This is a genomic window from Nonomuraea bangladeshensis (assembly GCF_039529455.1).
Taxonomy (GTDB): Bacteria; Actinomycetota; Actinomycetes; order Streptosporangiales; family Streptosporangiaceae; genus Nonomuraea; species Nonomuraea bangladeshensis.
On record NZ_BAAAMV010000011.1, the window covers coordinates 104,860 to 123,504 of the forward strand.

Genomic DNA, 18,645 nt, shown 5'->3' on the forward strand with positions numbered 1-18,645 from the left:
ATGCAGGTCATCGTGAAGATCGCCCAGGGCTCCGTGCGGGGCGCGACGCGGGACGGCGTCGCCTCCTTCCTGGGGGTCCCGTACGCGGCCGCGCCGGAAGGGCCGCTGCGTCTCCGGCCGCCCGCCCCGCCGCCCGCGTGGGACGGGGTGCGGGACGCCGTCGCCTACGGCGCCGCGCCGCCCCAGCTCCCCCCTGCGCCGGGGGTGCCGCCGATCTGGCGGCCCGGGGACGGCCTCGCCTGCCTGAACCTCAACGTGTGGAGCCCCGACCCGGGAGGGGCGGGGCTGCCGGTCATGGTGTGGCTCTACGGCGGGGCGTGGCAGGTCGGCGCGACGGCCATGCCGCAGTACGACGGCGCCGTACTGGCCCGCTCCGGCGTCGTGGTGGTGACCGTGGACTACCGGGTGGGCTTCGAGGGCTTCGGCCACCTGCCCGGCGTGCCGGACAACCGCGGCCTGCGCGACCAGGTCGCCGCGCTGGAGTGGGTGCGCGGGAACATCGCCGCGTTCGGCGGCGACCCCGGCAACGTGACGGTGTTCGGGCAGTCGGCGGGCGCGGCCTCGGTCGCGCTGCTGACGGCCGCGCCGGCCGCCGCGGGGCTGTTCCGCCGGGCGATCGCGCAGAGCATCCCGGCCGGTCTCCGCACCCCGGACGAGGCCGGGCGCGTCACCGGGGCGCTGGCCGCGGCGGCCGGGGTTCCGGCGACGTACGAAGCCCTCGCCGGGCTGCCGCCCGAGGCCGTCCTCGCGGCGCGGGACGTCACGGGGGCGAGCCCGTTCGGGCCGGTCGTGGACGGCGAGCTGGTCACCGGGCCGCCGTGGGCGGGCATGGCCGGTCCGGCCGCGCGCGGCGTGGAGCTGATCTGCGGCTTCACGCACGAGGAGTACCGCGGGCTCGCCCCTGGCGGACCGCCCGCCGGGGTCGATCCTGCCGCTGCGGCGGCCTCGTTCGGGCTGGACGCCGACGCCGTGCCCACGTACGGCCTGGCGCATCCCGGGGCCGGTGACGCCGAGCTGTTCACCGTGCTGATGTCGGACGCGCTGGTCCGCATGCCGACCACGTGGACCGCCGAGGCCCACGCGCGGGCCGGCGGCCGTACCTGGCTGTACGACTTCACCTGGAAGGGACCGGCGCTGGGCGCGGCGCACGGCGTGGACGTGCCGTTCACCTTCGGCGACGGCCGGAGCCGTTTCGCCGGCCGACTCCTGGGCTCCCCGCCGCCCGCCGGTTTCGCCGAGCTGTCGGAGCGCGTCCGCCGCGCCTGGACGTCGTTCGCCGCCACCGGCGACCCCGGCTGGCCCCGCTTCGACCTCGACCAGCGGCGCACCCGCCTCTGGGACCTGCCGCCCGCCGACGTGCCGTACCCGCTCGCCGACTTCCGCCGCATCTGGGGCCGCCCGCCGCAGCGCTGATCCCGCGTAGAGTTCGCGGTCATGAGATCCGGATGTCTCGTCGCCGTCGCGTGCGCGGTCCTGGCGCCCTTCGCCGGGCTGTTTCTGCTGTTCGCCATCCCTTCGTGGGCGAACGACAGGAAGCTCGAGGCCCTCGGGGACCGCCTCCTCGCCTATCCGCCGCCGCCCGAGACCTTCCACACGGACAACACCGCCGAGGGCTCCATCGCCCTGCGAGGGAACGGCAACCACTGCGACTACCAGGTCCGCATCTCCCTGTCCACGCACCTTTCCGAGGAGGCGGTGCTCCGCTACTACGCCGCCGCCCGCATCGCCGGGGTCGAGACCGAGCGGGCCTCCTTGCGGATCTACTTCGAGAGGGGCCAGGACGTCGACGGCCTCCCCACGTCCTTCATCGTGGAGGCGTCCGACAGCACCGACGCCGGCCTGGACCTCCGCTGCCACTGAGCCCATAGCATGAGCCCGTGAAGTACATGCTGATGATCTACGCCAACGCCGAGTCGCAGCAGCACGTGGCCGATCACGAGGCCGACGTGATGGCCGAGGTGGACGCCCTGATGAAGGAGCTCGCCGAGAGCGGCGAGCTGGTGGGCGGGCAGGCGCTCGACGGGCCCGCCACCTCCCGCGTGGTCAGGGTGCGCGGCGGCGTGCCAGCCGTCACCGACGGGCCGTTCCTGGAGGCCAAGGAGTTCCTGGCGGGCTACCTCATCGTGGAGTGCGCGAGCGTCGAGCGGGCCACGGAGATCGCGGCCCGGTGGCCGGACGCCCGGCTGTGCGCGATGGAGGTGCGGCCGATCATCGACGAGGTCGACCCGCCCGCGGGCGAGGGCGGCCCGGCTCTGGGATGACCGAGGTCGAGGCGCTGCTGCGGGAGCTGGCGCCGCAGGTGCTCGCCATCCTCGTACGGCGCCACGAGCAGTTCGCCGCCTGCGAGGACGCCGTCCAGGAGGCGCTGCTCGACGCCGCCGTCCAGTGGCCGCGCGAGGGCGTGCCGGACAACCCGCGGGCCTGGCTGGTGACGGTGGCCTCGCGGCGGCTCATCGACCTCGTACGCAGCGAGCACGCCCGCCGGCGGCGCGAGGAGAGCGCCGGGGCAGGCGAGCCCGCGGACGCCTACACCGTGGCCGGGCCTGGCGAGGAGCCGGCCGGCGATCGGGACGACACGCTCACGCTGCTGTTCCTGTGCTGCCATCCGGCGCTGTCGCCGCCCTCGCAGCTCGCCCTCACGCTGCGGGCCGTCGGCGGGCTGACCACGGCGCAGGTGGCGGGCGCGTTCCTGGTGCCCGAGGCGACGATGGCGCAGCGCATCAGCCGGGCCAAGCAGCGGATCAAGGCCGCGGGGGCGCGGTTCGAGCCGCCGCCGGAGGGCGAGCGGGCCGAACGGCTGCGGGTCGTCCTGCACGTGCTCTACCTGATCTTCAACGAGGGCTACACCGCGACGGCCGGGCCGCAGCTGCACCGCGACGAGCTGACCGGCGAGGCGATCAGGCTGGCCAGAGCCGTGCACCGGCTGCTGCCGGACGACGGCGAGGTGGCCGGGCTGCTGGCGCTCATGCTGCTCACCGAGGCGAGGCGGCCCGCCCGCACCGGGCCGGACGGGCGGCTGGTCCCGCTCGCCGAGCAGGACCGCGGACTGTGGGACCGGCGGCTCGTCGCCGAGGGCGTGGAGCTGGTGAGCAAGGCGCTGTCCACGGCCCCGCTCGGGCCCTACCAGGTGCAGGCGGCCATCGCGGCCGTGCACGACGAGGCCCCGTCGGCCGCCGAGACCGACTGGCCGCAGATCCTCGCGCTCTACCGGGTGCTGTCGGGGCTGGACGACAACCCGGTGGTCGAGCTCAACCACGCGGTCGCCGAGGCCATGGTCCACGGCCCCCGGGCCGGGCTCGACCGGCTGGACCGGCTCGCGGCCGACGGCCGGCTCAAGGGCCACCACCGGCCGGCCGCGGTCCGGGCGCACCTGCTGGAGCTGGCTGGCGACCACGCCGGGGCGGCCGACGCCTACCGCGAGGCGGCCCGGCTGACGGCCAGCGCCCCCGAGCGCGACTACCTCGAGGCACGGGCGGCGGGGGTGACGGGCCCGGGCGACGCGGGCAGGGGCAGGGCATGAACGTGGTCGCGCTGTCCGACACCCACGCGCCCCGGCGCTGGCGCTCCTGCCCGCCCCGGGTCGCCGAGCACCTGCGGGGCGCGGACGTCATCCTGCACGCCGGGGACGTCTGCGTCGCCTCGGTGCTGGCCGAGCTGGCCGCGTACGCGCCGGTGCACGCGGTCAAGGGCAACAACGACGGCCCGGACGTGACGGCGCCGGAGACCCTGGAGCTCACGCTGGACGGCCTGCGGATCGGCATGATCCACGACAGCGGCCCGGCCAAGGGCCGCCTGGCCCGCCTGCGGCGCCGCTTCCCCGAGGCGGACCTGGTGGTCTTCGGCCACTCCCACATCCCGCTGGACGAGTCCGGCGACGGCCTGCGCATCTTCAACCCGGGCTCCCCCACCGACCGCCGCCGCCAGCCGCACGGCACGATCGGCCTGCTCACCGTCGAGGACGGCGTCCTGACCAGGGCCGAGATCGTGCCCGTCACGTAGACCCGGTCGTCCTTCATCCGCCGGTACCACTCCCGCCGTGGCAGGCCGGCGCCCGCCTACCGCCGGCGGCGTAGCGGAAAAGACGACGCCCGCGGGATTCGCCGGCCGCGCGGCGACGAGATTCTGACTCTCGGACGGTCTTAAGAGGTGCGGTAAGGCGACGGGAACGAGACCGTAAGCGCCCTCCCGCACCCTGATCACAGGACATGACGAGAAGGGCGATCGAGATGAGCAACCCCTACAGGATCGACGAGGACATCACGCTGACCGGCTTCACCGGGCGGGCGTACCGGCCGGGTGACGACCGCTACGACGAGCTGCGCCGCGCGCTCAACCCCGCCGTGGACGCCCGGCCCGCGCTGGTCGCCGAGGCGTACGGCATGGCGGACGTGCGGTCGGCGCTGCTGGCGGCGCGGGCGCACGGGGTGCCGTTCGCGGTGCAGGCCACCGGGCACGGCACGCACGCCGGGGCCGAGGGCGGCGTGCTGGTGCGGACGACGCCGATGGCGTCGGTGCTGGTGGACCCCGTCCGCCGGATCGCGCGGGTCGGGCCGGGCGCGCGCTGGGGCCACGTCATCGCCGCCGCCGCGCCGTTCGGGCTCGCGCCGCTGTCCGGCTCGGCGCCCGACGTCGGCGTCACCGGCTACACGCTCGGCGGCGGGCTCGGCTGGCTGGCGCGCAGGCACGGCTTCGCCGCCGACAGCGTGCTGCGGGCCGAGGTGCTGCTGGCCGACGGCCGGCACGTGACGGCGAGCCCGGACAGCCACCCCGAACTGTTCTGGGCGCTGCGCGGGGGCGGCGGCGGGTTCGGCGTGGTCACCTCGCTGGAGTTCCGGCTGCACCCGGTCTCGCAGGTCTACAGCGGGTTCGCGTACTTCCCGATCGAGGTGGCGGGCGAGCTGCTGGAGGCGTACCGGACCTGGATCGACACCGCCCCCGACGACCTCAGCACCGCCGTCGTGCTGCGGCGCATGCCCGACGAAGGGCCGCTCGCCGGGCGGCACGTGGCGCAGCTCAAGGTCGTGCACGCAGGCGACGAGGCGGAGGGCCGGCGGCTGCTGGCGCCGCTCCTGCGGGCGGCCGGTCCGGCGCTGCTGGACGAGACCCGCACGACGACGTACGCGGACACCGCCATGGGCGGCACCCCGATCCGTCACATGTCCATGCTGGAGGAGGTCCCCGGCGAGGTCGTGGACGTGCTGGTCGCCGCGGCCGGGCAGGCGCAGACCGTGGAGGTGCGGCACTGGGGCGGCGCGATGAGCCGTCCGGGGCCGGACGCCGGCCCCGTCAGCCACCGCCGCACCCGGCTGTCGGTGATCGTGGACACGCCGGTGCCGGGGCTCGCCGAGGCGCTGCGGCCGTACGACAACGGGGGCACGTTCCTCAACTTCCTCGCCGACACCGGGCGTACGGCCGCGGCCTGGTCGGAGGCGGACCACGCGCGGCTGCGGGAGGTCAAGCGGGCCTACGACCCGGACGGCTTCTTCCGCGTCGGCCACGTCGTCGAGCGGTGACGGGCGGAAAACCCGTCGCCCCGCCGGAAGCCACTTCACTACACTCGCCCCGAACCCGCCGCGATCGAGAAGGGAAGGACCCCGCCATGCGCCCCGTCAGCGCCGCCGTCGTCCTCCCGTCCTCGCGGTACGAGGTGATCCTGGTGTCCTCGTCGCCCCGGCGCCGGCTGCGCGGCCGTCGCCGGACGCCCTGACGAACGCCTCCTCTTCCTGATCCTGCCGGGCTGTTCGCCGGGCGAATCGCGCTGTCCTCGTTTCCCGACCTTTCACGAAAGGCCGCAGGCCATGCGCACCCGTGTCGTAGCCGACCCCCTCGCCACCGTACGCAACCTCGGCGTCCTCGCCCACGTGGACGCCGGCAAGACCACCGTCACCGAGCGGATCCTGTACCTGACCGGCGCCACGTACAAGCGCGGCGAGGTGCACGACGGCACCACCGTCACCGACTTCGACCCCCAGGAACGCGACCGCGGCATCACGATCTTCGCCGCCGCGGTGAGCTGCGACTGGGACGGCCACCGGATCAACCTCATCGACACTCCCGGCCACGTCGACTTCTCCGACGAGGTCGAGCGGTCGCTGCGGGTGCTCGACGGCGCGGTGGCCGTCTTCGACGGCGTGGCCGGGGTCGAGCCGCAGAGCGAGTCCGTGTGGCGGCGGGCCGACCGGCACGGGGTCCCGCGGGTGGCGTTCGTCAACAAGATGGACCGGGCGGGCGCGGACCTCGACGCCGTGGTCGCCGCGATCCGGGCGCGGCTGCACCCCGTGGCGCTGCCCGTCCAGCTCCCGATCGGCGCGGAGGACGGCTTCCGCGGCGTGGTGGACCTGGTCCGGATGCGGGCGCTGGTCTGGGACGGCGGCGGCGCGCCGGTGCGGGAGGAGCCCGTGCCCGAGGAGCTGCTGCCGGAGGCGCGGCGGCGGCGCGGGCTCCTGGAGGAGACCGTGGCCGGGCTGCACCCGGGCGCCCTGGAGGAGTTCTGCGCCGCCCCCGCCGGAGCGGCGCTCTCCGACGAGACGCTGGCGCTCGCGCTGCGGGAGCTGACGCTGTCCGGGGCGGCCGTGGTCGTGCTGTGCGGGGCCGCCTACCGTGACCGCGGGGTGGAGCCGCTGCTCGACGCGGTCGTGGCGTACCTGCCGTCGCCGCTCGACGTGCCCGCCGCCGCGCGGGCCGCCGATCCCGCGGCGCCGCTGGTGGCGCTGGCGTTCAAGGTGAGCGCGACGGCGACGGGACGGCTCACGTACGTGCGGCTCTACGCGGGGACCCTCAGGAAAGGGGACGCGGTGCTGGACGCCGGCGCGGGACGCGTCGAGCGGGCCGGGCGGATCCTGCGGGTGCAGGCCGACCGGCACGCCGAGGTGGACCGGGCGGTGGCGGGCGACATCGTGGCGCTGGTCGGGCTCAAGGCGCCCCGCGCGGGCGCGACCCTGTGCGCCCCGGACGCCCCGGTCGTGCTGGAGCCGCCGAGCCCCGCCGAGCCCGTCGTGTCCGTGGCCGTCGAGGCGCGGAGGAGCGCCGACGCCGGCCGGCTGGCCACGGCGCTGGCCCGCCTCACGGAGGAGGACCCGTCGCTGTCGGTACGGGCCGACGCCGAGACCGGGCAGACGCTGCTGTCCGGGATGGGCGAGCTGCACCTGGAGGTGGCGGTGGAGAAGCTGCGCCGCGACCACGGCCTGGCCGTGGCCGTCGGACGTCCGCAGGTCGCCTACCGGGAGACGGTCGTGCGCGGAGTGCGGGGCGTGCTGTACCGGCACGTCAAACAGGACGGCGGCGCCGGGCAGTTCGCGCACGTCGTGCTGGACGTCGAGCCGCTGGACGGCGAGGAGTTCGCGTTCGGCTCCTCGGTGACCGGCGGGCGGGTGCCGCGCGAGTACGTCCGGGCGGTCGAGGCCGGCTGCCGCGACGCGCTCGCGGCGGGGCCGCTCGGCGGCCATCCGGTGACCGGGCTGCGGGTGACGCTGACCGACGGGGCCACGCATCTGAAGGACTCGTCGGAGCTCGCCTTCCGCGCCGCCGGGCGGCTGGGGCTGCGCGCGGCGCTGGCGGCGTGCGCGATGGCGCTGCTGGAGCCGGTGGCCGAGGTCACGGTGACCGCGCCGGACGAGGCCGCCGGCGCGGTGCTCGGCGACCTCGCGGCGCGGCGCGGGCGGGTGACCGGGTCCGTGGCGCGGGCGGGCACGGTCGTCGTCACGGCGACGGTGCCGCTGGCCGAGGTGTTCGGGTACGCGACGCGCCTGCGCGGCAGGACGCACGGCCGCGGCACGTTCACGGCCCGGCCCGCCGGGTACGCGCCGGCGCCGTGACCGGCGCGGGCCGGGCGGAGCGATCCGCCCGGCCCGTCCGGCTCATGGGGCCGGCGGCTCGTTCAGTGAGCGGCGGCGGCCGTCGCGGCCGTCGCCGTCGCCGTCGCCGTCCAGTAGGCGGCCCTGGCGACCTGCGGGAACAGGCCCTTCGGGTGGTTGCGGAACATCGGCTCGGTGCCGAACATGACGACGGCCGCGCCGCGCTCGTCCCGGCCGCTCACCACCGCCGCCTGCCCCCTGGCCTGCTCGGGCCCGCCGGCGCCGGTGCGGGGGTCGGCCCGCCAGTGACCGGCGACGAGAGGTCCGTCCGCCGCGTACGACTGCTCCACCCTGACCTCCGGCCCCAGGCCGGTGAACCAGCGCGGCGAGTACACGAACGAGTGTTCCGGCGACCCGGCGCCGACCGGCCCGGCGGAGGACGCCACGCGCACGACGCCGTTGGCGTCGGAACGGCCCGCGACCGCCGTCACGGTGAGCAGCCCGGCCGCCGCGTTGAACGCCGCGCCCGTGCCGCCCCGGGTGATGACGCCGCCGGTGGTGAGGAAGGCGTCGAGCGCCGCGCGGGCGTCCGGGTTGAGCGCGGTGTAGCTGAGCCCGCTGGAGACGACCAGCACGTCCGTGGCGCTCCAGTCGAATCCGGCGTTGAGCACGGCGGTCGACACCGGGGTGACCGGGAAGCCCAGCTCGCGCAGCGTGAACAGCTCGTCCGCCGCGACGGCGGCGGCCAGCCGGACCGGCGCCAGCGGCCTGCCGGTCGCGCCGGCGGCCGGGGTGAAGGCGACGCCGTACCGGTCGGAGACGGTCCCGGCCGCGCGGCGGGCGCTCGCCGGGACGATCGCCCGGCCGTCGTCGGTCCAGGTCAGGGCGACGCCCTGGGCGAGCAGGTCGTTGACCGCCCGGACCTCCTTGGCGTCCACGACCTTGAGCGCGAGCGGCCCTGAGCCGCGCGGCACCGATCCGGTCGGGACGGCGGCCTTGACCGGCTCCGCCGCCACGCGCGGCGCCGATCCGGTCACGGGCTCCACGGTGGCGCCCCACAGCAGAGCGTGGCTCCAGCCGGAGATGTCGTACATCGCATCCACCCGTGGTGAGATGTCCGCGCCGGGCTCCAGCATCACGTTGGCCAGGCCGCGCTTGGGCTGGCGCATGTCCACGACGTACGACCCGGCCGGGTAGGTCCGGCCGTCCGCGCGGAAGGCGTGCCTGGCCCGCCCGACCCTGACGTCGTTGGCCACGAGGTGGTCGACCAGGCGGGCGGCGGCGGTGGCCGAGCGCTCGCCGGTGATGACGTACGCGCGGGGGAAGGTCGTGGTGTAGACGTCCTCGGGGCCGAAGCCGGGCACGATGCCGAGCGGCACGGTCCTGGCCGGCTCCCCTGCCGCGCCGCGCCGGAACACCTCGATCTGGTCGGCGATCAGCGCGTCGTGCCGGGCCTGGACGAAGGCGTAGGAGGCGCGGATGGCGGCGGCGGCCACGTCGGTGTTGATCGCCGAGCGACGGCGCAGCTCTTCGACCGGCAGGTTGGCGTAGTCGGCGTTGTTGACCCGCAGCGGGATCTCGACGGTGTGCGAGGCGACGGCCCCGTGGAAGGGCGCGTACTGCGGGGTGAAGATCGGCGGCCAGTCGTCCCAGCCCTCGGCGCTGTCGCGGAACGGGATCTGCGCCGGGTGCACGCCGTCCTTCTCGGCGGTGTAGCCGAGGCCGTTGACGGCGGCCTCCATGCCGAGGCCGTTGGCGTAGGCGTTCCTGATGAACAGGTCGTACTCGTAGTTCGCGCCGTGCGGCGGGGTGGTGGGCTCGATGAGGGTGCCGTTCACGTACCCGTGCAGGTCGATCATGGTGACCGGCTGGGCGTCGATCATGAGCCGGCGCATCGCCCTGACCTCCGGCTGGGAGGCGGTGACGAAGTCCCGGTTGAGGTCGAAGCCGTCGCCGTTGGGGCGCACCCCGTTGACCCGGCCGTCGGGGTTGGCGGTGACGTTGAAGTAGAGGCGGGTGCGCGCGAGCAGCGCGGCGACCTTCGGATCGGCGCTGGTGGCCAGCTCCTCGATGGTACGCAGTGAGGCGTCGGTGCCCTCCCACTCGTTGCCGTGGATGTTGGCGTTGACGTAGAGCGGGGCCTTGTAGCGGGCGGCGAGCCTGCGGTCGCGGGCGGTGGCGGCCGGGTCGTCCGCGATGCGCTCGCGCAGGCGGGCCTGCTCGCGCGCCTCGGCGCGGCTTTCCGGGGCGGTGACGGTGACGAGGTAGAGGTCGCGGCCCTGGGCGCTGCGCCCGATGATCTCGGCGCTCACCCGGTCGCTGCGCCGCTGCAGCTCGTTGAGCTTGGGGGCGATGCCGTGGTAGGGCACCAGGCCGAGCTTGATGGAGGCGTCGGCAGGGTTCTCGGGCGGTTCGGGAAGTTCGGTGCGGCGGGGGTAGCCGAGGTCGCGGGACGGGCCGCCGGACGGCTCGCCGGTCGTGGGAGGGGCGGGGGTGCGGAGGGTTCGGGCCTGCTCGTCGCCGCCTGCCGCCTCCTCGTGGCGTTCGGGGCCGTTGCCGAAGTCGCGTACGGCGGGCTGGGGTGGCGCGGGCGGTTCGGCGGTCGCCGTCCCTGCCGGGGCGAGGAGCACGGCCGAGACGGCGATGCTCGCCAACGGGATGGATAAGCGCACGGCGGCCTCCATGTGCATGAATGAGAGGTGCGTTCCGTTCGTACGATTTGTCGAGGAACGCGGCAAGGCACCGTGATCAGAGCGACGCTCAATCCATGTCAATCCGTGGTCATTCCGGCGTCAAGCGGGCCTGCCAAGGCGTGTCTGACCATTCACAGTGCTCTAGCGGGCCAGGCGGTCCAGCAGCTCGCCGAGCAGCGCGCGTTCGCCAGGGGTGAGGTCGCCCGGGTCGTCGCCGACCAGCGCACGCAACGTCAGTGCGGCGCTCGCACGGGTCGCGGGGGCGTCGGCGGAGGGTGTGTGCAGGACTCCGGCCAGCGCGGCCTCGCGGACGCGTTCGGACAGCCTGAAGTCCGGCTCCGGCTGGCTGATCAAGGTGAGCGTGATGCCGACGTTGGCGGCGAGCACCTGTTCGGCGGCTTCGTCTGCCGGCACCTTGAGCAGGCCCCGGGCGGCGGCGGCGGTCAACCGCTCACGCAACGCGGCGTGCGCGGGAGCGGTGACGGCGCAGGGCTTTCCCGGCTCGGCGCGGCCGTAGAGCAGCCCGTAGAACGACGGGTGCTCCAGCCCGAACCGCACGTGCCTGTCCCAGCCCTCGCGCAGGTCGTGCAGCGGGTCGTCGGAGCTCTCGACCGCGGTGTACTGGGTGAAGCCGTGGTTCACCACGGCGTCGATCAGGCCCTGCTTGCTGCCGAAGTGGTGGTACAGCGTCGGGGCCTGCACCCCGGCGCGTTCGCACACCGCCCTCGTGGACACCGTGCCGCCGCTCTCCAGCAACTCCGCCGCGGCGAGCAGGAGTCGGTCCCGTGCGTTCTGCATGCTTGCTACATTAGCTTATATAGCGCTACATTGCCCGCTATAGCGGAAGGAGAAGTCCATGAGGACTTGGTTCGTCACTGGCGTGACACCCGGAGGGTTCGGCCTGGTCTATGCCGAGGCTGCGCTGAACCAGGGCGATCAGGTGGTGGTGACCGCACGCCGGCCCTCCGAACTGCAGGAATGGGCTGAACCGCACGGCGACCGGGTGCTGGTTCTCCAGCTCGACATCACCGATGCCGAGCAGGTGCGTGCGGCGGTCAGGACGGCGGAGGAGCGGTTCGGCGGGATCGACGTGCTCGTCAACAACGCGGGCCGAGGCTGGTTCGGCTCGGTCGAGGGGGCCCCCGACGAGATGATCCGCCGCACGTTCGACCTCAACCTGTTCGCCGTGGTCGAGGTGATACGCGCGGTCCTGCCCGGTATGCGGGCACGCGGCGACGGCTGGATCGTGAACATGTCGTCGGTGGCGGGCCTCGTCGGCGCACAGGGGTTCGGCTACTACTCAGCGGCGAAGTTCGCGCTCGAAGGACTGTCGGAGACACTGCGCCACGAAGTTGAGCCGTTCGGGGTGCGCGTGCTCGTCGTGGAGCCGGGAGCGTTCCGCACCAAGGCTTTCGCCGGCTTCCGGAACGAGCCCGTCAACGAGACCGTCGACGCCTACGTGCCGATGGTCGAGGGCGTCAAGGCGGCGTTCGTGGAACATGACGGCAAGCAAGAGGGTGACCCTGAACGCGGAGTGCAGGCCGTGATCAGCGCGATGAACGCACCCGTTCCGCCGAAACGGATCGTGCTCGGCAACTCCGGCTACGACGTCGTTGTCGCGATGCACGAGAACGCGCTCGCGGAGCTGCGCGCGAACGAGAAGCTCTCGCGCGGTGCGGACTTCTGAGCCAGTCGCCAGAACGCGAGGAGCCTCGTCGGTGCCCGACTTGACCCCTGCTCGGCACCTCGAGCTGGTCACCGCGCCGCACGGCCTGCGGCGGGTCGCCGCCCGCATCGTCATCGTCCCTGCTGAGGTGCCGCAGGGACGTACCAGGACGCGCCCGCGTCCTGTCACCCGAGAAGACCGGAGAGCGGAAATGGACGACTTCACCCTTCCCAAGGCTGTCGAGAACTTCGTCGCGGCCACCAACGCGCACGACGCGAACGCGCTGGCCGCGGTCTTCGGCGACGGGGCCACCGTGCGCGATGACGGGACGACCTACGCCGGCGAGGCCGAGATCCGCGAGTGGATCCAGGGGCACCTGATCAACCCCAAGATCGTGATCACGCCGACCTCGTTCGCGGGCGACCGTCTGGTGGCCTCCGGGGACGGTGAGTTCCCCGGCGGGCCTCTGTCCTTCGCGTTCGTGTTCGGCATCAAGGACGACCAGGTCACCGACCTCGCGATCGACCCCGTCTGACTCATCACCGGCCGGGGCGGCCCTTCGCCCCGGCGCGACATCCCCGAGCGTCGCCCGCGCGCACCAGCACGCGGCCGGAGCCCAAAAAGGACCCGGACGGCTTCTTCCGCGTCAGCTACCGCAGAAGGAACCGAAGGGCGCGCTCGGCCACGAGCGGGGCCGTCTTCCCTTCCGGCCCGAAGTGGCCGAGGCCGGGCACACTTTCGAGCGTGGCGTGCGGAAGGGTGTCGCGTACGACGTCGAACTCCGCTCTGCTCGCGGGCCGCGTACGCCCCCCGCACAGCAGCAGCACCGGAGCGGTGACGTCCGCGAACAGGGCGAGCCGGCCGTGCTGGGCCGCCAGCTGCTCGTGCTCGGCCAGGTTGGCCTCGAGAAGCGGCCGCATCCGCTGCCAGCTCGGCCCGCGGAACCCGATCCGCAACACGGTGCGCAGGTACCAGTGCGGCATCTTGGCCATGAAGGCGGGCGCGCCGCCCGAACCCCGGATGAAATGGGCGAACGCGCCGTAGGGGTCGCCCGCCGCCAGCCGCTCCCGGTAGGGGGCCATCCAGTGCGTGGGGACGGGAGCGACGGGAACTCCGGGCTCGTAGACCGCGATGCGCTCGAACACCTGGGACGACCGCGCGGTCTCCAGGACGACGAGCCCGCCGTAGCTGTGGCCGAACGCCAGCCGCGCGCCGGTCTCCTCCTGGACGGCCAGCAGGTCCTCCACTTCCTTGCCCAGGTCGTACCGGGGTCCCTGGGGGCCGCTGGCGCCGCGTCCCCGCCGGTCGACGACGTGCACGGTGAAGGAGCGGGCCAGCACGGAGGCCAGCGGCAGGTAGTCCTGCGAGGTCCGCAGATTGCCGCCGAGCACGATGAGGTCCGGCCCGGCGCCTAAGGTCTGATAGCTGATCGGCGTGCCGTCGGCCGAGGAGACGGTGCTCGTCCGCGTGATCTGGGTGGTCCGGTTCATCTGGTGGGCTCCTGTTCCGTACGGTCCAACGTCGCGAGCAGTCGCGCGGTGTGCTCGGCGAACTCGGCATAGGGCACGCCGCTGTGCGCGACCAGGGCGGCCAGCTTGTCCTCGAACTCCTGCCGGAGCGAGGCCACGACCCGCTTTCCCTCATCGGTGAGGCTGAGCTGCCTGCGGTTCCCGCCCGCCGGGTCGGGCCGGACGTCGAGCAGCCCTTCGGCGGCGAGGACGGCGGTCATGCGGCTCACGGACGGCTCGGTCACGCCCAGGCCGTCGGCGAGGGCGCGCTGCGTCGAGAAGCCCAGCTCGCCCACCAGGGTCAGCGCGAGGAAGCGGCTGTAGGAGATGTTGTGCTCGGCCCGCAGGATCCGGTCGGCCATCCGGTCGAGCCGGGCGACGAGCACGTGCAGGTTGAGGCTGAGGTTTTGTTCCACAGCCTCTAACTTAGCATGTTAACTTAGCATTGCAAGTCCCAATGAGCCGGCCGGCGCCGGACCGGTCAGTCTCCTCGCTTCAGCTCCCCGATCGCGGCCACCGGGTGCCCGCCACCGCCGTTGCATCTCCACAGCGCCGCCCCACCCGCCCGTTCCGGATACAACCCGAGAGAGTGTTCCGGGCAGGTCGGCCAGGCCCGCCATTCCTGCTCGGCGATCACCGCCTGGGCGAGATCGGCGATCAGCACAAGGGCGGCGACCGGTTCATGCTCTTCGCCGTCGAGCAGCCCCTGACTGGAGTACTGCCCCTTGTACTCGACGCGCAGATATCCGTGGTCGTCCCATTCCGGGACATCGAAGCCGAGCCGCCCGCCGACGCCGGTCGCATCGATGTCGCGCTGCACGGCGAGCACCGCGTCATCCAGCACCTTGTCAGTGTTCATGTTCGGCATCTTGCCGCATTCGTCCCAGTTCGCGAGAACATCCACTGCGAACGGGTGCAGTAATTTCGCGAAAATACTGCGCGCAATAAGCAGTAAATGAATCCTTGACAAATATCGCGGGCGCATTGATTATATCGATTTAATCCCGCGCCCCCACGCGGGCCTCACCCCGAGGAGCCCGTCACGATGAGCCTCCCCACCGGCCCGCGCGCGCGCCGCCGCGCCGCGACCCTCGCGCTGGCCGCCCTCCTCACCACCCTGGCGACCGCGCCCCCGCCCGCCGCGGCCGCCCCGGTCGGGGCCGCCCCGATCGCCGAAACGGGCGCGACCGGCGGCGCGGGCGCGGGACCGCGCCTCGAACGCCTGGACCGCGGCCTGGTCGCCGCCTCCACCCCCACCGGCGTGTTCCTGAGCTGGCGACTGCTGGGCGACGAGGTCACCGGCCACGGCGCCACGGGAATGACCGGCGCCGACTTCCGCGTCTACCGCGACGGCCGGCCGATCGCGACGGTGACCGACAGCACCAACTACCTCGACCCGGCCGGCACGCCCGCCTCCCGCTACCAGGTGGCCCCGGTCACGAGGGGCCGCGAGGGCGGCCGCGGCGCCGTTGTCACGCCTTGGCTTAAATCGTTTTTTGATATCAAGCTCACCAAACCGGCCGACGGCGTCACCCCGACCGGCGAGGCGTACACCTATTCCGCCAACGACGTGAGCGTCGGCGACGTGGACGGCGACGGCCAGTACGAGTACGTCGTCAAATGGGACCCGTCCAACTCCAAGGACGTCTCCCAGCGCGGCTACACCGGCAACACCTATCTGGACACGTACGAGCTCGACGGCACCCTGCGCTGGCGGCTCGACCTCGGCGTCAACATCCGCTCCGGAGCCCACTACACGCAGTTCCTCGTCTACGACTTCGACGGCGACGGCCGCTCGGAGCTCATGCTCAAGACCGCCCCCGGCACGAAGATCATCCGGTACGGCGCCCGCGGCCAGGTCGTCTCCGAGCGCTACGTCACCATGCCCAAGGCCGACGTCAAGGCGGGCCGCTCCCATGCCGACGACTACCGACTGAGCGCCGCCGGCTACTTCGACCACCTCGTGGCCATGTTCGAGAAGTGGCACGAGCACCCCGAGGTGGTCGCCGGGCGCTGGCCGCGGACGCTGGAGGAGGCGTTCGGGATCGCGCCCGCGCACACGTACCCGCTCTCCCATGAGGCCGCCGTCGAGCTGGCGAACCATTTCGTGGACGTGTACGCGCCGGGCCGCAGCGCCAACAACCGGCTGCGGGAGTTCGCCGGGTTCGTCGTCAGCGGCCCCGAGTACCTGTCGGTGCTCGACGGCGCGTCCGGCAAGGAGCTCCAGACGGTCCCGTACAAGCCGGGCCGCGGCGACGACGGCCTCATGTGGGGCGACTACGCGATGGCGCGCGTGGAGCCGGCCAACCGGGTGGACCGGTTCCTGTCCGCCGTCGCCTACCTCGACGGCCGGCGCCCGTCGGCGGTCTTCGCGCGCGGCTACTACACGCGCACCACGCTCGTCGCCTACGACTGGGACGGCCGGCGGCTCAAGGAGGTCTGGTACGCCGACAGCGGCCACGTGCCGATGGCGAACCCGTTCAACGCCTCCCCGCACGGCCAGCCCGGCACCAACCCGAAATACGCCGACATCACCACGCAGGGCTTCCACTCGATGAGCGCGGCCGACGTGGACGGCGACGGCCGGCAGGAGATCGTGTACGGCGCCGCCACCATCGACGACGACGGCGACGTGCTGTACTCGTCCTTCGCCGAGGCCCCGCCGCAGAGCAATGTGCCCGGCCAGACCGTACGGCTCGGCCACGGCGACGCGATGCACGTCGGCGACCTCGACCCCGACCGTCCCGGCCTGGAGATCTGGACCGTGCACGAGGGCGGGCGCAGCGCCCCGTACGGATGGGCGATGCGCGACGCGGCCACCGGCCGGGTGCTGTTCGGCGGCTACAGCGGCGTGGACACCGGCCGCGGCATGGTCGGCGACGTCGACCCGGCGCTCCGCGGCCTTGAGGCGTGGTCGTCGATGCCTCCCGACCAGGCCGTCCAGGCGGGCCTGTGGTCGGCCCGCGGCGACTACCTGGGCCGCGACGTGCCGGGGACGAACATGAGCATCCGGTGGGCGGCCGACATGACGACGCAGCTCGTCAACGGCACCGCCACGACCGTGCTGCAGACGCCGACGATCGACGACCGGCGGCGCGGCACGCTGCTCACGGCCGAGGGCACGCTGACGAACAACTGGACGAAGGGCAACCCGGGCCTGGTGGCCGACGTGTTCGGCGACTGGCGGGAGGAGCTGCTGGTGCGCACGGCCGACAGCTCGGCCCTGCGCGTCTACCTCAGCACCGAGGTCGCGGACCGCAAGCTGTACACGCTGATGCACGACCCGCAGTACAGAGTGGAGGTGGCGCGCCAGCAGACGGCCTACAACCAGCCCGCCTACCCGAGCTTCTACCTCGCCTCCGACCTCGACTGGTCGAAGGTGCCGGTGCCGCGCCTGCGCTGAACGCTCCGAACACGAAGGAGGGCGCCCCCGCGCGGGGACGCCCTCCTTCGTGGCCCGGCCGTCAGGTCACTGGTTCTTGACGGAGACCGGGCGGACGCTGGTGTCCTTCTCGGCCCAGGCGCCGGTGGAGAAGGCCACCGGCTGGCTCTTACGGCCCACGCCGTCACCCCACTTGGTGATGACGTAGTCGATCTTGATGTGGCCCTCGCCGTCGACGCCGTCCACGCCCAGGGTGTCGGGGTTGAACGTGCCGCCGGTCAGCTCGGCGAAGGTCTTGGCGTCGAGGTCCAGCATGACGCCACGGTCGGAGGGCTCGCCGGGACCGCGGTCGCCGACGAAGAAGGGCAGCTTCTTGCCCTTGTACATCACGTAGCCCTCGGTCATGAGCGGCCAGCTCGGGCTGGCGGCCAGACCCTTCTGCATGGGCTTCCCGGCGGCCGGCAGTCCGGTGTCGCCGGCCCGGCCGGAGGAGTCGTCCCAGAAGTACGACGCCTTGGTCGAGCCCGTGAGCAGGGTCGCCTGGGCCTTGGCGGCGCTCACCGGTGCGGTGGTCTGCGCGTCGGCGTGCGCGGTGGCCGCGCCGATGGACAGGCCGCCGAGGGTGGCGGCGGTCAGCAGGCTGAGAGCTCGCGTGCGGACGGACATGGTCAAGGGAAAGTCCTTCGTTAGGGAACACGGAGGTTGCGCTCGCTTGACTGATGTAGCCGGGCCTAAGCCAATGCGGTCGCTACGTGGAGCGCGTGCGGATCCGGAGATTCCGGAGATCCGATGCCAACGGGAGACTGGCTACCCGCTGACCAACGCCTACCAAGCTACCGACCAAACCTGGACACATGCAAACAAATCACCATATATCCGGCAAAGATCTACCTCGGTAGGTAAAGCGTCGGATACGTAACGCCACCGAGGCGGGCAGGATTCCCATCGCCCGGCAATCCGCGCATACAGCACAAGGAGCGCCCAACTGGTTCCGCACCGAGGCGCCCGCCGACCTGATCGAGGCTACGGTTGCGAGCGAGACGGCGGCCGTCACGGCGCACTTCAAGGCAACCGCCGATCGCACGTCGAGCTGTCTTCACGCTCCCCAGATCCACAGGTACCGGTGCGGGGCGTCGTCTCCCAGAACGCACAACCTCCCGAGGAACGACAGATAGCGCCGCTGGTCCGCCGTGAGTGGGGCATCCGCGGCCAGCAAAGCGTCGATCTCGTCCAGCAGCGTCCGCATCTGCGCCCGGTTGAACATCGTGTCCCCGTAAGGATCGACATGGCCGAGCATGGGCTGCCCGGCCTTGGAGATCGCCGGGCAGTCCAGCACGTCGAGCGGGAAGTACTCCACCTCCGACAGGACTCTCTTGAATTCGGACAGGAGCCGCACTCTTATAGTGGCCATCGTCAGACACGATACATAGTGACCAGTCAGCCTTGCTTGTCAGGCACGACCGCGTACCTGGTGCTCAATTTTCCGCAACTGTCATGGCCATGCCTGTCGAGCGCATGGTCGACGCCGTCCGCTTCGTCGGGACCCGGCGTGTAGTGGACGAGCACGCTCGCCCTACCCACCCCGACGTAGTAGGTGGGGGTT

General features: G+C 72.9%; 17 protein-coding genes. 10 read left to right on the top strand and 7 right to left on the bottom strand.

Annotation, left to right across the window (positions count from 1 at the left end; genetic code table 11):
• The 7 genes from ABD292_RS35615 to fusA all read left to right on the top strand — a co-directional run bounded on the left by ABD292_RS35615 (position 1) and on the right by fusA (position 7,814).
• Positions 1 to 1,413, top strand: a complete 1,413-nt coding sequence (locus ABD292_RS35615) for a carboxylesterase/lipase family protein (protein WP_344215274.1) — start codon at positions 1 to 3, stop codon at positions 1,411 to 1,413.
• Positions 1,414 to 1,434: 21 nt separating this feature from the next.
• Complete coding sequence (locus ABD292_RS35620) at positions 1,435 to 1,860, top strand: hypothetical protein (protein WP_344215276.1); 426 nt, start codon at positions 1,435 to 1,437, stop codon at positions 1,858 to 1,860.
• Between the two features lie 26 nt (positions 1,861 to 1,886).
• Positions 1,887 to 2,261: a YciI family protein gene (locus ABD292_RS35625; protein WP_344215874.1), complete on the top strand. Its 375-nt coding sequence runs from the start codon at positions 1,887 to 1,889 to the stop codon at positions 2,259 to 2,261.
• Positions 2,258 to 3,520, top strand: a complete 1,263-nt coding sequence (locus tag ABD292_RS35630) for an RNA polymerase sigma factor (RefSeq protein ID WP_344215278.1) — start codon at positions 2,258 to 2,260, stop codon at positions 3,518 to 3,520. Before ABD292_RS35625 ends, ABD292_RS35630 begins: the two co-directional genes overlap by 4 nt.
• Positions 3,517 to 3,999, top strand: coding sequence for a metallophosphoesterase family protein (locus ABD292_RS35635; protein ID WP_344215280.1), 483 nt, complete (start codon positions 3,517 to 3,519; stop codon positions 3,997 to 3,999). Before ABD292_RS35630 ends, ABD292_RS35635 begins: the two co-directional genes overlap by 4 nt.
• A gap of 227 nt (positions 4,000 to 4,226) precedes the next feature.
• Positions 4,227 to 5,513: an FAD-binding oxidoreductase gene (locus ABD292_RS35640; RefSeq protein ID WP_344215282.1), complete on the top strand. Its 1,287-nt coding sequence runs from the start codon at positions 4,227 to 4,229 to the stop codon at positions 5,511 to 5,513.
• Positions 5,514 to 5,798: 285 nt separating this feature from the next.
• Positions 5,799 to 7,814 (top strand): elongation factor G, encoded by a 2,016-nt coding sequence (gene fusA, locus ABD292_RS35645; RefSeq protein WP_344215284.1) that lies wholly within the window; start codon positions 5,799 to 5,801, stop codon positions 7,812 to 7,814.
• A gap of 62 nt (positions 7,815 to 7,876) precedes the next feature.
• Here fusA and ABD292_RS35650 read toward each other — a convergent pair whose 3' ends face one another.
• On the bottom strand, positions 7,877 to 10,465 hold the full coding sequence (locus ABD292_RS35650) for a M14 family zinc carboxypeptidase (protein ID WP_344215286.1): 2,589 nt from the start codon (positions 10,463 to 10,465) through the stop codon (positions 7,877 to 7,879).
• A gap of 162 nt (positions 10,466 to 10,627) precedes the next feature.
• Positions 10,628 to 11,284, bottom strand: coding sequence for a TetR/AcrR family transcriptional regulator (locus ABD292_RS35655; RefSeq protein WP_344215288.1), 657 nt, complete (start codon positions 11,282 to 11,284; stop codon positions 10,628 to 10,630).
• Positions 11,285 to 11,342: 58 nt separating this feature from the next.
• Between ABD292_RS35655 and ABD292_RS35660 the strand changes: the two genes are divergently transcribed.
• A complete protein-coding gene (locus tag ABD292_RS35660; protein WP_344215290.1) occupies positions 11,343 to 12,173 on the top strand; it encodes an SDR family NAD(P)-dependent oxidoreductase in 831 nt (276 codons plus the stop codon).
• A gap of 31 nt (positions 12,174 to 12,204) precedes the next feature.
• A complete protein-coding gene (locus ABD292_RS35665; RefSeq protein ID WP_344215292.1) occupies positions 12,205 to 12,687 on the top strand; it encodes a nuclear transport factor 2 family protein in 483 nt (160 codons plus the stop codon).
• A gap of 115 nt (positions 12,688 to 12,802) precedes the next feature.
• On the opposite strand, the gene ABD292_RS35670 is transcribed toward ABD292_RS35665, so the two are convergent.
• The 3 genes from ABD292_RS35670 to ABD292_RS35680 form a co-directional block, all read right to left on the bottom strand.
• The gene (locus tag ABD292_RS35670; protein ID WP_344215294.1) at positions 12,803 to 13,642 is read right to left on the bottom strand and encodes an alpha/beta fold hydrolase; all 840 of its coding nucleotides are present in this window, start codon (positions 13,640 to 13,642) and stop codon (positions 12,803 to 12,805) included.
• Positions 13,639 to 14,076 (bottom strand): MarR family winged helix-turn-helix transcriptional regulator, encoded by a 438-nt coding sequence (locus tag ABD292_RS35675; RefSeq protein ID WP_344215296.1) that lies wholly within the window; start codon positions 14,074 to 14,076, stop codon positions 13,639 to 13,641. Before ABD292_RS35675 ends, ABD292_RS35670 begins: the two co-directional genes overlap by 4 nt.
• Before the next feature lie 65 nt (positions 14,077 to 14,141).
• Positions 14,142 to 14,519: a hypothetical protein gene (locus ABD292_RS35680; protein WP_344215299.1), complete on the bottom strand. Its 378-nt coding sequence runs from the start codon at positions 14,517 to 14,519 to the stop codon at positions 14,142 to 14,144.
• 186 nt (positions 14,520 to 14,705) lie between these two features.
• Here ABD292_RS35680 and ABD292_RS35685 point away from each other — a divergent pair, with 186 nt between their 5' ends.
• Positions 14,706 to 17,063, top strand: coding sequence for a rhamnogalacturonan lyase (locus ABD292_RS35685; protein ID WP_344215301.1), 2,358 nt, complete (start codon positions 14,706 to 14,708; stop codon positions 17,061 to 17,063).
• Between the two features lie 66 nt (positions 17,064 to 17,129).
• Here ABD292_RS35685 and ABD292_RS35690 read toward each other — a convergent pair whose 3' ends face one another.
• Both ABD292_RS35690 and ABD292_RS35695 read right to left on the bottom strand, forming a co-directional pair.
• Positions 17,130 to 17,708 (bottom strand): hypothetical protein, encoded by a 579-nt coding sequence (locus ABD292_RS35690; RefSeq protein ID WP_344215876.1) that lies wholly within the window; start codon positions 17,706 to 17,708, stop codon positions 17,130 to 17,132.
• Positions 17,709 to 18,138: 430 nt separating this feature from the next.
• On the bottom strand, positions 18,139 to 18,453 hold the full coding sequence (locus ABD292_RS35695) for a hypothetical protein (protein ID WP_344215303.1): 315 nt from the start codon (positions 18,451 to 18,453) through the stop codon (positions 18,139 to 18,141).
• Between the last annotated feature and the right edge of the window lie 192 nt (positions 18,454 to 18,645).